Here is a 13,129-nt window from a genome sequence, read left to right on the forward strand (position 1 = left end):
GGTCAGTGCAGGGAGTGGCCCTCGTGGTCGAGTTCGAGCTGGGGGCGGCCGGTGACGATCAGCCAGGCCGGGAGGGAGGCGAGGCAGAGGATGGCGAGCATCGAGGGGGAGGAGGAGGCGAGGACGGCACCGGTGAAGAGGCTGATCCAGCCCTGCCGGGTGGTGGCGAGCAGGACGCCGAGGACGGCGGCGGAGACGGCGACGGCCGGGTGGATCTCGGGGACGAGGGCCTGGGCGGACAGACCGAAGGCGGCGCCGATGAAGACGGCGGGGAAGATCCGGCCTCCGCGGAAGCCGCAGGCGGAGGCGACGAGGAGGGCGACGAGTTTGACGACGGCCATCTTCATCAGCTCGCCCGAGGACCAGCTGCCGATCGAACTGGCGAGCTCCTTGGTCTCGGCCAGGCCCTTGAAGAGCGTCAGATGCCCGCCGAGGGCGCCCAGGAGGCCGAGGGTGAGGCCGCCGAGGGGCAGCATCACCATGGGGTGCCGCAGCCGCCGGAAGACGTTGTGGACGTAGGGGAAGAGGTAGCAGGCGACGAGGCCGAGAACGGCCGCGAGGGAGGCGATCACCAGCGCGGCGAGGATGTCGTCGAAGCCGGGGTCGGTCAGCGGCGGAAGCCCGATGTCGAAGCTGGGGTCGGAGATCAGCTGGGTGGTCAGCGCGCCGGTGCCGGCGGCGACGAGCGGGGCGAAGAGCCGGTCCCAGAGGGAGCCGCGGCCGGGCTGGCCGGTGAGGGCCTCGGAGAGCACGAGGGCGGCCGCCACCGGTGTGCCGAAGAGGGCTCCGATGGTGGCGGCCGAGGCGAGCGCGATCCAGGCCGCGCCCGGCGCGGAGGGCGCCACCTTGCGGCCGAGCCAGTAGGTGAGGGCGATGCTGGACGCGATGATCGGGTTCTCGGGGCCGAGGCTGACGCCGCCCGCCAGTGCGAGGGTGCTCGCGAGCAGCAGCCCCGGCACCATCCCGGGGGTGTGCGGTGGTCCGCCGAGCCCTTCGGAGGCCGGGTCGGGCCCGGCGTGTCCGGGGAACTTCCACACGACGAGACCCACGGCGATGCCTGTCGCCGTGAGCATGACGATCATCCAGAGGGAGGAGTAGTTCCCGATGCCGAGCGCGTCCGGCAGGTTGTTCCAGAGCACATGCTGGAACTCCTCCGCGAGGGCGCTGATCCCGAGGAAGAGCAGGCTCGCCCCCACGCCGACGACGATCGCGGGCAGGATCTGCGGGAGCAGGAGCCGGGCGGACGCCTCCGGGGGAGCGGCGGGAGGCGGAGCATGATCGGTGGCCACCGACCCACCATATGTGAGCAAAAGGAACACAACACCCCGAAAAGCGCGAACGGCAACGCCCGGGTCGGCACTTGCACCTCACGTCGCGTCAGGACCCAGGCTGAACGGCGTACCGACAGAGAAAGGGCGGACGGCCGATGGGCTACTCCGTGGGACAGGTGGCCGGCTTCGCCGGGGTCACGGTGCGCACCCTGCACCACTACGACGCGATCGGGCTGCTCTCGCCGGGCGGCCGCAGTACGGCGGGGCACCGCCGCTACGACGACGCGGACCTCGACCGGCTCCAGCAGATCCTGTTCTACCGGGAGCTCGGCTTCCCCCTCGAAGAGGTCGCCGTCCTCCTCGACGACCCGCACGCCGATCCGCAGGAGCACCTGCGGCGGCAGCACACGCTGCTGACCGCGCGGATCGGCGAGCTCCGGAGGATGGCGGCGGCCGTCGAGCACGCCATGGAGGCGAAGAAGATGGGAATCAACCTCACCCCCGAGGAGAAGTTCGAGGTCTTCGGGGACAAGGACCCCGAACGGTTCGCGGAGGAGACCGCCCGACGCTGGGGCGGCTCCCACTCCCACGAGCAGGCCCAGGCGCGCGCCGCCGGGTACGGCAAGGAGGAGTGGCAGCGGATGAAGGACGAGGTGGACGCCTGGGGCGCGGCCTACGCCGCCCTGATGGCCGCGGGCGCGGACCCCGGGTCCGAGGCGGCCATGGACCTCGCCGAGGCCCACCGCCGCCACCTCACCACCTGGTTCTTCGACTGCCACCCCAGGACCCATGTGGAGCTCGCCGAGATGTACGTCGCCGACGAGAACTTCCACGCGTTCTACGAGTCGATCCACCCGGGCCTCCCCGAGCACCTGCGGGAGGCGGTCCGGGCGAACGCCGCACGCCGGGCGGCCTGAGCCCCAGGCGCGCGGCCTCAGGCGCGCGGTCCGATCACCACCGCCGTGCCGTAGGCGCACACCTCCGTGCCCACGTCCGCCGCTTCCGTCACATCGAAGCGGAACATGAGCACGGCGTTCGCGCCGCGCGCCTTGGCCTGCTCCACCAGGCGTTCCATCGCCTGGTTGCGGGTCTCCACGAGGGTCTTCGTCAGGCCCTTCAGCTCGCCGCCGATCATCGACTTCAGGCCGGCGCCGATCTGGCTGCCCAGATGGCGGGAGCGGACGGTGAGCCCGAAGACCTCACCGATCACCTGCCGGACCTCGTAGCCCGGCACGTCGTTCGTCGTCACGACCAGCACCTCGGGGTGCGGCCCCTGGCCGCCCCCGTACTCGTCGATGCCCATCGGCATGCACCTCCTGACCCCCAAGCCTCGGGCCGGCGGGCCGGGTCCGCATCCCGTGGGAGCCGGGTGGAACCGGGCGCCTCTGGACCGCGTTGATAGCTTGGGGCCAGCCGTCCCCCAAGCCCCCACCGACCGCAGGAGCCCGGAACCCCGTGAACACGCTTGCCCTCGGACCGAGCTGGCTGGACCCGGACTATCTGATCCAGACCTTTGGTCTGATCGGTGTCCTGGCCATCGTCTTCGCCGAGTCCGGCCTCCTCATCGGGTTCTTCCTGCCCGGCGACTCGCTGCTCTTCACCACCGGCCTGCTCGTGACCACGAACAAGCTGGACACGCCGCTGTGGCTGGTGTGCACCCTGGTGGCCGCCGCCGCCATCATCGGCGACCAGGTCGGCTACCTCTTCGGCCGCAAGGTCGGCCCGTCCCTCTTCAAGCGCCCCGACTCCAAGCTCTTCAAGCAGGAGAACGTCGAGAAGGCGCACGAGTTCTTCGAGAAGCACGGCCCGAAGTCGCTGATCCTGGCCCGCTTCGTCCCGATCATCCGGACGTTCACGCCGATCATCGCGGGCGTCAGCAGGATGAACTACCGCTCGTTCATCACGTTCAACGTCATCGGCGGCGTGCTCTGGGGCGCGGGCGTGACCCTGCTCGGCGCCTCCCTCGGCAAGGTCGAGTTCGTCCACAAGCACATCGAGATGATCCTCGTCGGGATCGTCCTGATCTCCGTGATCCCGGTCGTGATCGAGCTCCTCCGGGCGCGTTCCCAGTCGAAGAAGAACCCGGCGCAGAGCGACCACGACGCCCCCGGCACCGTGAACCCGCAGTCCTCCCGCGGCCGCCACGCCAAGCGGTAGGACCCGGAGCTAGAAACCCCGGGTGCGCTTCGCCGCGCGCCGCGCCGCCGCCGCGCCCGGGGCCTGCATGAAGAGGCGGGCCAGCTCGCTTCCCAGGTTCACGCCGATCGCGATCGCCAGGGCGAGCGCCGCCGCCTTCGCGAGCGAGGCGAAGCCCTGGTCCAGGTTGTTCTGGGCGATCGCGAGCACCCCGAAGTACGTCGCGGAACCGGGCAGCAGCGGCCCGATCGCCGCCGTCACGTACGGCAGCGACGAGGTGTGGTGATAGCGGGCGATCAGCTGCCCGAAGAGGCCCACCAGACCGGCCGCCACCGCCGTCGCCATCACCGCCGAACCCCCGGCGGTCACCGAGATCGACGCGTAGACCACCCACGCCACCCCGCCGTTCAGCGTCGCGAACAGCACCGTCCCCCGCGACTGCTGCAGCAGGATCGCGAAGGTCGCGCACAGCACCATCGACGCCAGGATCTGCGTCACCGGCCGCTCCACCGCCCGCAGCGCCCCCTCCGGGTTCAGCTGCGCGTCGAACTGCACCGCGATGTACAGCACCGACAGCACGCCCACCACGATCGCGACGAAGAAGTACGCGACCTCCAGGAGCCGCGCCGAGGCCGTGATGTAGAAACCGGTCAGACCGTCCTGCACGGCCGCGACCAGCGCCCGCCCCGGAATCAGCGCGAACAGGCCACCGGTGATCACCGCCGACGGACGCAGGTCCGCGTGCAGCATCGTCAGGAGCACGCCCATCGCCGCCGGCGGCATCGCCGCCACCAGGAACTGGTAGAACTCCGGCATCCCGCGCCCCGCGAACAGCCACGCGAGCCGGTCGCCGAGGACCGCGCCGAGCGCCGCCACGAAGAAGACCGTCGGACCGCCGCCGAGCAGCACCGAGGCCGCACCGGCCAGGACACCCGCCGCCGCCGTCAGAACCCAGCCCGGGTACGGGTGCCGGTTCCGCCGGATCTCCGCGAGCCGCCGGTACGCCTCCTCGGGCGTCACCTCGTGCGCCTGCGCGTTGATGTCCGAAAGCAGCTGGTACACGGCCGCGAGCCGCGTGTAGTCCGTACCCCGGCGCCGTACCGTCCGGTTCGCCGTGATCGGGTCGTCCACCAGCGAAGGCTGATAGGTGACGGACAACAGGGTGAACGTCACCGTCGGCTCGACCCGGTCCAGACCGTACGAGCGGCAGATCGCGAACATCGCCGCCTCGACGTCCTCCGCGCCCTCCCCGCCCGCGAGCAGCAGCTCACCGATCCGGAGGGTCAGGTCGAGCACACGCGGCACCGAGGGCCCGGACTCGTCCTCCTTGCGCGGCGCCTCCGGCACCGGCCGCTCACCCACCGGCAGCCGCAGCATCGTCCGCATCCGGTCCTGCCACGGAGCGTCCTGCGGGAGCCGCACCAGCGGCACCCCGTACGCCGGGGTGAACGCGGGCGGCGAGGTCTTGGCCGAGTACGTCGCGGGCGTCGCGAACGCAGAACCCTCCTGCTCCGCCGGCGGCTCCGTCGTCGTCCCCGGGGGAAGAGCGAACTCCGAGGTCGGATGCTCCTCCTCGGGCGGCGCGGGCTGCTCCACCCCGGCCGGCGCCACGAACGCGCTCCGCGCCTCGTCCGACTGCGGCTTCCGGTCCTCAGGAGCACCGTCCTCCGGCTCCGCCACCACTCTCTCCGCCTCATCCCCAGGGAATCGTGGATTCCAGTATGAAGGTGTGACGGATGCGCGAAAGGCGGTGCACCCCAAGAGGTGCACCGCCTTCAGTCGATCAAGCCCTCACGCGATCGGAGGGGCAGGGGCTCAGTGACCGCCCTGCTCCTTGGCGCGCGCGTACGACTTCTCGATCTCGGCCTCGGCCTCGGCGCGGCCGACCCAGTCGGCGCCCTCGACGGACTTGCCCGGCTCCAGGTCCTTGTAGACCTCGAAGAAGTGCTGGATCTCCAGGCGGTCGAACTCGGCCACGTGGTGGATGTCGCGCAGGTGCTCCATGCGCGGGTCCGTCGCCGGCACGCACAGCAGCTTGTCGTCGCCGCCGGCCTCGTCCGTCATGCGGAACATGCCGATGGCGCGGCACTTGATCAGGCAGCCCGGGAAGGTCGGCTCGTCGAGAATCACGAGCGCGTCCAGCGGGTCGCCGTCCTCGCCGAGGGTGTTCTCGACGTAGCCGTAGTCGGTCGGGTAGGCCGTCGACGTGAAGAGGCGACGGTCCAGGCGGATGCGACCGGTCTCGTGGTCGACCTCGTACTTGTTCCGCGATCCCTTCGGGATCTCGATGAGAACGTCGAACTCCACGGGTGGCTCCTCCTGAATCAACACAAGTGAATGCTCGCGACGACGCGCGGTGATTAAGTGTCCCTCACGCACGTGTGTGATCGCGAAAGGGGCTGGTCAGCAATGCCGGAGCCGAGGACGTGGCAGTTCACGGCGGGCTCCGCCGCCCTCGGTCTCGTCCTGGCCGCCGCGGCGGTCACCGCGGCCGGACCATGGGACGGAGGCCAGCGTACGGCCGAGCGGGCCCGCGCCGCCGCCCCCGCGACGGGTGGCACGCATCACGCCCCGCCCCCGGCCCCCGCCGCGCCCCGCCGCCCCGCGCCCGCCCCCAGCGCCCCGAGCGTCCTCACCGCCCTGCACGCCCCGGCCCCCCAGGGTCGCGCCGCCGACCTCGCCGCCCTCCTCGTCCCGCTCCTCGCCGACCCCGGCCTCGGCCCGCTCCGTACCGCCTCCGTCGTCGACACCACCACCGGGAAACAGCTCTACGGCGAGGCCGCGGGCACCCCCATGACGCCCGCCTCCACCGTCAAGATCGCCACCGCCGCCGCCGCGCTCTCCGCCCTCGGCCCCGACCACCGCATCCCCACCACCGTCACCGCAGCCCCCGACGGCAGCAGCGTCACCCTCACCGGCGGCGGCGACCCCACCCTCGACCCGGCCCGCCTCAAGGCCCTCGCCGCCGACACCGCCCGCGCCCTCAAGGCCCGCGGCCACACCTCCGTACGCCTCGCCTACGACACGAGTCTCTACCGGGGCCCCGCCCTCCACCCCATCGGCCCCAACGAGAACCTCGCGCCCGTCGTCGCCCTCATGACCCGCGAAGGACGCCTCGACGACAGCCGCAGCGGCCCCGCCCCCCGCACCGCCGACCCGGCCGGCGACACCGCCGCCGCCTTCGCGGACCTCCTCACCGAGGCCGGCGTCAGGATCACCGGCGACCCCGCGCCCGGCCGCACCCCCAAGGCCGCCCCCCTCGCCCGTACGGACTCCGCCCCCCTCGCCGACCTCGTCGAGCGCACCCTCACGAACAGCGACAACGACCTCGCCGAGGCACTCGCCCGGCAGACCGCCCTCGCCCGCCGGCAGCCCGCGAGCTTCCAGGGCGCCGAGAAGGCCGTACGCGACGAGCTCGCCCGGCTCGGCGCCCCCGTCGCCGGCGCCCGCTTCGCCGACGGCAGCGGACTCGACCGCCGCGACCGCGTCTCCGCCGCCCTCCTCACCGGACTCCTCACCCGGGCGGCCGACCCCGCCCGCCCCGCCCTGCGCCCCGTCCTCACCGGACTGCCCGTCGGCGGCTTCACCGGGACCCTCACCGGCCGCTTCGGAGCCGCCCCCGCCGGCGCCGGACTCGTCCGCGCCAAGACCGGCACCCTCACGGGCGTCAACACGCTCGCCGGGACCGTCGTCACCCCCGACGGGCGTCTCCTCGCCTTCGCGTTCCTCGCCGGCCGCACCCTCTCCCCGTACGAGGCACAGCCCGCCCTCGACCGGCTCTCCGCCGCCCTCGCCGGCCTGAAGTGACCCCACGCGCGCCCCTTCGAACCCTCACCGAACAGGCGTCGAGCCCGTACGGTTGACGCATGACGAGCATCGGTGGCGCAGGCACATCCGGGATGGTCGACTGGAACCTCGCGGTCGCGACCGCGACCCGCCTCGTGCGGCCCGGACCCGAAGTCAGCCGCGACGAGGCCCGTGAGGTCGTCGCCGAACTCCGCAGGCACGCCAAGGCGTCCGAGGAACACGTCCGCGCCTACACCCGGATGATCCCCGAGGGCACCGAACCACGCGACACGCCCGTCCTCGTCGTCGACCGGGCCGGCTGGATCAAGGCCAACGTCGCCGGCTTCCGCGAACTCCTCACCCCGCTCCTCGGCAAGATGCAGGAACGCCGCTCCGGCAACGCCGGAAGCGCCGTCCTCGGCAGCGTCGGCGGCAAGGTCACCGGCGTCGAACTCGGGATGCTGCTGTCCTTCCTCGCCTCCCGCATCCTCGGCCAGTACGAGACCTTCGCCCCCGCAAGCCGCGACCTCCCCACCGGGGCGAACGGCGGCGGACGCCTCCTCCTCGTCGCCCCCAACATCGTCCACGTCGAACGCGAACTCGACGTCTCCCCGCACGACTTCCGGCTCTGGGTCTGCCTCCACGAGGAGACCCACCGCACCCAGTTCACCGCCGTCCCCTGGCTCCGCGACCACCTCCAGGGCGAAATCCAGTCGTTCCTCGCCGCCACCGACGTCGACCCCGGCACCGTCGTCGAACGCCTCCGCGAAGCCGCCCAGACCCTCGCCGGCGGCCGCCCCGAAGGCGAGGAGGGCGAACCCGCCCCCTCCCTCGTCGAACTCGTCCAGACCCCCGAACAGCGCGAGATCCTCGGCCGTCTCACCGCCGTCATGTCGCTCCTCGAAGGCCACGCCGACTACGTCATGGACGGCGTCGGCCCCCAGGTCGTCCCCTCCGTCGCCGAGATCCGCGAGAAGTTCCAGGCCCGCCGCGCCCGCGGCGCCTCCCGCCTCGACCTCGCCCTGCGCAGGCTCCTCGGCCTCGACGCCAAGCTCCGCCAGTACCGCGACGGAGAGCGCTTCGTCCGCGCCGTCGTCGACCAGGTCGGCATGGACGGCTTCAACCGCGTCTGGACCTCGCCCAACACGCTCCCCACCAAGACCGAGATCGCCGCCCCCACCGACTGGATCGCGAGGGTGCACCGTAAGGCAGACTCCTGAGACAGGAGCGGCACACGACACAGGAACACGTCGAAACGCCCCACCAATCACCCATCCGAGGGACCCTGGGCATGGGGTGAGGCGTGCAATGCTCGGGTAACGGCCGGGTTTCTGTCACCATCGACGCACTCTGAGTGACCGAACCCCCCTTTCCGACCGTTAAGACTCCGACCGAGGCACCCCACTCCCATCACGAAGGGCACCGGACATGGGTCCCCATCCTGCGGTCGCGGCGATACGCCTGGCGGTCCGCCGCGTACTCCACGACGTCCTCACCGACCACACCACCGGCGACGAACCGCTGGTGCTCGTCGCCTGCTCCGGAGGCGCCGACTCCATGGCGCTCGCCTCCGCCCTCGCCTTCGAGGCCCGCAAACTTCCCGTGCGCGCCGGCGGCATCACCGTCGACCACGGCCTCCAGGACGGCTCCGACACCCGGGCCGCCGAGGTCGCCGGACGCATGACCGCCCTCGGACTCACCCCTGTCGAGTCCCACACGGTCACCGTCGGCCGGGAAGGAGGCCCCGAGGCCGCGGCCCGCGACGCCCGGTACGCCGCCCTCGACGCCGCCGCCGAGCGCCACGGCGCCGCCGCGATCCTCCTCGGCCACACGCGCGACGACCAGGCCGAGACCGTCCTCCTCGGCCTCGCCCGAGGCTCCGGCATCCGCTCGCTCTCCGGCATGGCCGCCGTCTCCGGCGCCTCCGGCCGCTACCGGCGCCCGTTCCTCCAGCTCGACCGCCAGACCGTCCGCAAGGCCTGCATCGCCCAGGAACTCGCCGTCTGGGACGACCCGCACAACAGCGACCCCGCCTACACCCGCTCCCGGCTCCGCCACGAGGGCCTCCCCGCCCTCGAGAAGGCCCTCGGCAAGGGCGTCGTCGAAGCCCTCGCCCGAACGGCCCAGCTCTCCCGCGACGACGCCGACGCCCTCGACACCTGGGCCGCCGACGCAGAGACCGCCGTACGCGACGAGGCGGGCGCCCTCGAATGCGCCAAGCTCTTCGGGCTGCCCCCCGCCGTACGCCGCCGAGTCCTGCGCCGCGCCGTGATCGCCGAGGGCGCTCCCGCCGGCTCCCTCTTCGCCCGCCACATCGAAGAAGTCGACCGGCTCATCACCGGATGGCGCGGCCAAGGGGCCATCAACCTGCCCGGCCGAGTCGAAGCGCGCCGTCAGGGTGGCAGACTGGTCATCCGGCAAGGCTGACGCACGCTGCAACGAAAGTGACCCGGGTGAACGAGAAGGACATGGGCACCGACCTCCAGTCGGTGCTCATCACCAAGGAAGAGATCGACGCCAAGCTGGCAGAGCTGGCCGCGAAGATCGACGCGGAATACGCGGGCAAGGACCTGCTCATCGTCGGTGTCCTCAAGGGCGCGGTGATGGTCATGGCGGATCTGGCTCGCGCCCTGTCCACCCCCGTCACCATGGACTGGATGGCCGTCTCCTCCTACGGCGCCGGCACCCAGTCCTCCGGCGTCGTCCGGATCCTCAAGGACCTCGACACCGACATCAAGGGCAAGCACGTCCTGATCGTCGAGGACATCATCGACTCCGGCCTGACCCTGTCCTGGCTGCTGTCGAACCTCGGCTCCCGCGAGCCCGCCTCCCTCGAGGTGTGCACCCTCCTGCGCAAGCCGGAGGCCGCGAAGGTCGCCATCGACGTCAAGTGGATCGGCTTCGACATCCCCAACGAGTTCGTCGTCGGCTACGGCCTCGACTACGCCGAGAAGTACCGGAACCTTCCGTTCGTCGGCACGCTCGCTCCGCACGTCTACGGCGGCTGAACCCCGCCCCCGTACGGGGAACCCGCACCGCCTTCCCCCCGTTGAACCGTGGGAAGGCGGTCGCGGGCGACGATGCTGAGGTACCGTCCGAAGAACAGCTTTTTCACACAGCAGCTCTCACAGCAGCATTTTCCTACGGGCAGGAGGGACGGGGCGTACTCGCTCCGTATGGATGGACGTGAAGCGATACTTCCGTGGGCCGGTCATGTGGATCGTGCTGGCCGTCCTCGCCGTGGTCGTGCTGATGCAGGTCGTCGGCTCGTCCGAGGGCTACAAGACGGTGGACACCGGCCAGGTCGTCCAGGCGATCGACAAGAACCAGGTCAAGCAGGCAAAGCTCACCACCGGTGACGAGCAGATCATCAAGATCGAGCTCATCGACGGCCAGAAGATCGACAAGAGCAGCAAGGTCCAGGCCAGCTACATCGGCACCCAGGGCGCGGACCTCGCCGACAAGCTCCAGGACAAGTTCGAGGCCGGGCAGATCGAGAAGGGCTACACCGTCTCCCCGACGAAGCAGTCGCCCTTCGTCTCGATCCTGCTCTCGCTCCTCCCCTTCGTCCTCATCGTGGTCGTCTTCCTCTTCCTGATGAACCAGATGCAGGGCGGCGGCTCCCGCGTCATGCAGTTCGGCAAGTCCAAGGCGAAGCTCATCACCAAGGACACGCCGAAGACCACGTTCGCCGACGTCGCCGGCTCGGACGAGGCCGTCGAGGAACTCCACGAGATCAAGGAATTCCTCCAGGAGCCCGCGAAGTTCCAGGCCGTCGGCGCCAAGATCCCCAAGGGCGTCCTGCTCTACGGCCCGCCCGGAACCGGCAAGACGCTCCTCGCGCGCGCCGTCGCCGGCGAGGCCGGCGTGCCGTTCTACTCGATCTCCGGCTCCGACTTCGTCGAGATGTTCGTCGGCGTCGGCGCCTCCCGGGTCCGCGACCTCTTCGAGCAGGCCAAGGCCAACGCTCCCGCGATCGTCTTCGTCGACGAGATCGACGCCGTCGGACGCCACCGCGGCGCCGGCCTCGGCGGCGGCCACGACGAGCGCGAGCAGACCCTCAACCAGCTCCTCGTCGAGATGGACGGCTTCGACGTCAAGGGCGGCGTCATCCTGATCGCCGCCACGAACCGCCCCGACATCCTCGACCCCGCGCTCCTGCGCCCCGGCCGCTTCGACCGGCAGATCGCCGTCGACCGCCCGGACATGCAGGGCCGCCTGGAGATCCTCAAGGTCCACCAGAAGGGCAAGCCGGTCGCCCCGGACGTCGACCTCGGCGCCGTCGCCCGTCGCACCCCCGGCTTCACCGGTGCAGACCTCTCCAACGTCCTCAACGAGGCGGCGCTCCTCACCGCTCGCGGCGACCAGAAGCTGATCGACAACACGGCTCTGGACGAGGCGATCGACCGTGTGGTCGCGGGCCCGCAGAAGCGGACCCGGATCATGTCGGACAAGGAGAAGAAGATCACCGCGTACCACGAGGGCGGCCACGCCCTCGTCGCGGCGGCCTCGCCGAACGCCGACCCCGTCCACAAGATCACCATCCTGTCCCGCGGCCGCGCCCTGGGCTACACGATGGTGCTCCCGGAAGAGGACAAGTACTCGACCACGCGCAACGAGATGCTCGACCAGCTGGCGTACATGCTGGGCGGGCGCGCGGCCGAGGAGCTCGTCTTCCACGACCCGACCACGGGCGCCGCGAACGACATCGAGAAGGCCACGGGCACGGCACGCGCCATGGTCACGCAGTACGGCATGACCGAGCGGCTCGGCGCGATCAAGTTCGGCGGCGACAACACCGAGCCCTTCCTCGGCCGTGAGATGGCGCACCAGCGCGACTACTCGGAAGAGGTCGCGGCGCTGGTCGACGAAGAGGTCAAGAAGCTCATCGAGACCGCGCACAACGAGGCCTGGGAGATCCTCGTCGAGAACCGTGACGTCCTCGACAACCTGGTCCTCGCCCTCCTCGAGAAGGAGACGCTGGGCAAGGAGGAGATCGCCGAGATCTTCGCCCCCATCGTCAAGCGCCCGGCCCGCCCGGCCTGGACGGGCTCGGCCCGCCGCACCCCGTCCACGCGTCCGCCGGTCCTCTCCCCCAAGGAGCTGGCCCTGACGAACAGCGCGAACGGCACGGCGACCACGGCGGTGGACACCACCAAGGGCATCGACATCGCCCCGGTGGACGCCCCCGAGGACTGACCGTCCCGGCACCCCCGGAATGGAAGCCGCGCCCCCACAGGTTCTAGCCTGTGGGGGCGCGGCTATTTCGCGCGCACACAGTCAGACGGAACGAGGCACAGGATGACCGACCCGGTGACGCTGGACGGCGAGGGCACGATCGGCGAGTTCGACGAGAAGCGCGCCGAGAACGCCGTACGGGAGCTCCTCATCGCGGTCGGCGAGGACCCGGACCGCGAGGGGCTGAAGGAGACGCCGGCGCGGGTGGCGCGGGCGTACAGGGAGCTGTTCGCGGGGCTGTGGCAGAAGCCCGAGGACGTTCTGACGACGACGTTCGACCTGGGACACGACGAGATGGTCCTGGTGAAGGACATTGAACTGACTAGTCAGTGTGAACATCATTTGCTGCCATTTCATGGCGTAGCTCACATTGGTTACATTCCGGCGGAAACGGGCAAGATTACCGGTCTGTCGAAGCTGGCCCGTCTGGTCGACGTCTATGCCCGGCGCCCGCAGGTGCAGGAGCGTCTGACGACGCAGATCGCCGACTCGCTCATGAGGATCCTTGAGGCGCGCGGCGCGATCGTCGTCATCGAGGCGGAGCACATGTGCATGGCTCTCCGCGGAGTCCGCAAGCCGGGCGCGAAGACGACGACCTCGGCGGTGCGCGGCCAGCTCCGTGACGCCACCACCCGTGCCGAGGCCATGTCCCTGATACTGGCTCGCTAGTCCGCCGGTACCGGGGCGATGTCGGTGGG

Annotated in this window: 12 protein-coding genes; 8 read left to right on the top strand and 4 right to left on the bottom strand. The window is 70.9% G+C overall.

Going from position 1 to position 13,129, the window contains the following annotated elements; all coding sequences use genetic code 11:
- Positions 1-2: 2 nt before the first annotated feature.
- Positions 3-1,289 (bottom strand): ion channel protein, encoded by a 1,287-nt coding sequence (locus tag AC07AW_RS25690; protein WP_478817788.1) that lies wholly within the window; start codon positions 1,287-1,289, stop codon positions 3-5.
- A 137-nt stretch (positions 1,290-1,426) separates the two neighbouring features.
- On the opposite strand from AC07AW_RS25690, the gene AC07AW_RS25695 reads away from it, so the two are divergent.
- Positions 1,427-2,188, top strand: coding sequence for a MerR family transcriptional regulator (locus AC07AW_RS25695; RefSeq protein WP_478817789.1), 762 nt, complete (start codon positions 1,427-1,429; stop codon positions 2,186-2,188).
- Positions 2,189-2,205: 17 nt separating this feature from the next.
- Here the strand turns inward: AC07AW_RS25695 and AC07AW_RS25700 are convergent, their stop codons facing one another.
- A complete protein-coding gene (locus tag AC07AW_RS25700) occupies positions 2,206-2,574 on the bottom strand; it encodes a YbjQ family protein (RefSeq protein ID WP_478817790.1) in 369 nt (122 codons plus the stop codon).
- A 152-nt stretch (positions 2,575-2,726) separates the two neighbouring features.
- On the opposite strand from AC07AW_RS25700, the gene AC07AW_RS25705 reads away from it, so the two are divergent.
- Positions 2,727-3,428 carry a DedA family protein gene (locus tag AC07AW_RS25705; RefSeq protein ID WP_478817791.1) on the top strand — a complete coding sequence of 234 codons (702 nt, stop codon included), beginning with the start codon at positions 2,727-2,729 and terminating at the stop codon, positions 3,426-3,428.
- 9 nt (positions 3,429-3,437) lie between these two features.
- Here the strand turns inward: AC07AW_RS25705 and AC07AW_RS25710 are convergent, their stop codons facing one another.
- Positions 3,438-5,090 carry a threonine/serine exporter family protein gene (locus AC07AW_RS25710; RefSeq protein WP_478817792.1) on the bottom strand — a complete coding sequence of 551 codons (1,653 nt, stop codon included), beginning with the start codon at positions 5,088-5,090 and terminating at the stop codon, positions 3,438-3,440.
- A 132-nt stretch (positions 5,091-5,222) separates the two neighbouring features.
- Entirely contained in the window at positions 5,223-5,714 is a 492-nt protein-coding gene (locus tag AC07AW_RS25715) for an inorganic diphosphatase (protein WP_015034462.1), read from the bottom strand.
- 102 nt (positions 5,715-5,816) lie between these two features.
- Between AC07AW_RS25715 and dacB the strand changes: the two genes are divergently transcribed.
- The 6 genes from dacB (at position 5,817) to folE (ending at position 13,100) form a co-directional block, all read left to right on the top strand.
- A complete protein-coding gene (gene dacB / locus AC07AW_RS25720) occupies positions 5,817-7,214 on the top strand; it encodes a D-alanyl-D-alanine carboxypeptidase/D-alanyl-D-alanine endopeptidase (RefSeq protein WP_478817793.1) in 1,398 nt (465 codons plus the stop codon).
- A 59-nt stretch (positions 7,215-7,273) separates the two neighbouring features.
- Positions 7,274-8,413 (top strand): zinc-dependent metalloprotease, encoded by a 1,140-nt coding sequence (locus tag AC07AW_RS25725; protein ID WP_478817794.1) that lies wholly within the window; start codon positions 7,274-7,276, stop codon positions 8,411-8,413.
- A gap of 208 nt (positions 8,414-8,621) precedes the next feature.
- Positions 8,622-9,620, top strand: a complete 999-nt coding sequence (tilS, locus tag AC07AW_RS25730) for a tRNA lysidine(34) synthetase TilS (protein WP_478817795.1) — start codon at positions 8,622-8,624, stop codon at positions 9,618-9,620.
- A gap of 41 nt (positions 9,621-9,661) precedes the next feature.
- Positions 9,662-10,201 (top strand): hypoxanthine phosphoribosyltransferase, encoded by a 540-nt coding sequence (hpt, locus tag AC07AW_RS25735; RefSeq protein ID WP_030219931.1) that lies wholly within the window; start codon positions 9,662-9,664, stop codon positions 10,199-10,201.
- A gap of 172 nt (positions 10,202-10,373) precedes the next feature.
- Entirely contained in the window at positions 10,374-12,392 is a 2,019-nt protein-coding gene (gene ftsH, locus AC07AW_RS25740; RefSeq protein ID WP_478817796.1) for an ATP-dependent zinc metalloprotease FtsH, read from the top strand.
- A 102-nt stretch (positions 12,393-12,494) separates the two neighbouring features.
- On the top strand, positions 12,495-13,100 hold the full coding sequence (gene folE, locus AC07AW_RS25745) for a GTP cyclohydrolase I FolE (protein WP_478817797.1): 606 nt from the start codon (positions 12,495-12,497) through the stop codon (positions 13,098-13,100).
- Positions 13,101-13,129: the final 29 nt, after the last annotated feature.

The sequence above is a fragment of the Streptomyces sp. NPDC044003 genome, assembly GCF_056435185.1.

What these genes read in the sequence shown, in the direction of transcription:
- AC07AW_RS25695 (WP_478817789.1), top strand. Translation starts at nt 1,427, where the DNA reads ATGGGCTACTCCGTGGGACAGGTGGCCGGCTTCGCCGGGGTCACGGTG.
- AC07AW_RS25700 (WP_478817790.1), bottom strand. Translation starts at nt 2,574, where the DNA reads ATGGGCATCGACGAGTACGGGGGCGGCCAGGGGCCGCACCCCGAGGTG.
- dacB (WP_478817793.1), top strand. Translation starts at nt 5,817, where the DNA reads ATGCCGGAGCCGAGGACGTGGCAGTTCACGGCGGGCTCCGCCGCCCTC.
- AC07AW_RS25725 (WP_478817794.1), top strand. Translation starts at nt 7,274, where the DNA reads ATGACGAGCATCGGTGGCGCAGGCACATCCGGGATGGTCGACTGGAAC.
- tilS (WP_478817795.1), top strand. Translation starts at nt 8,622, where the DNA reads ATGGGTCCCCATCCTGCGGTCGCGGCGATACGCCTGGCGGTCCGCCGC.
- hpt (WP_030219931.1), top strand. Translation starts at nt 9,662, where the DNA reads ATGGGCACCGACCTCCAGTCGGTGCTCATCACCAAGGAAGAGATCGAC.
- ftsH (WP_478817796.1), top strand. Translation starts at nt 10,374, where the DNA reads ATGGACGTGAAGCGATACTTCCGTGGGCCGGTCATGTGGATCGTGCTG.
- folE (WP_478817797.1), top strand. Translation starts at nt 12,495, where the DNA reads ATGACCGACCCGGTGACGCTGGACGGCGAGGGCACGATCGGCGAGTTC.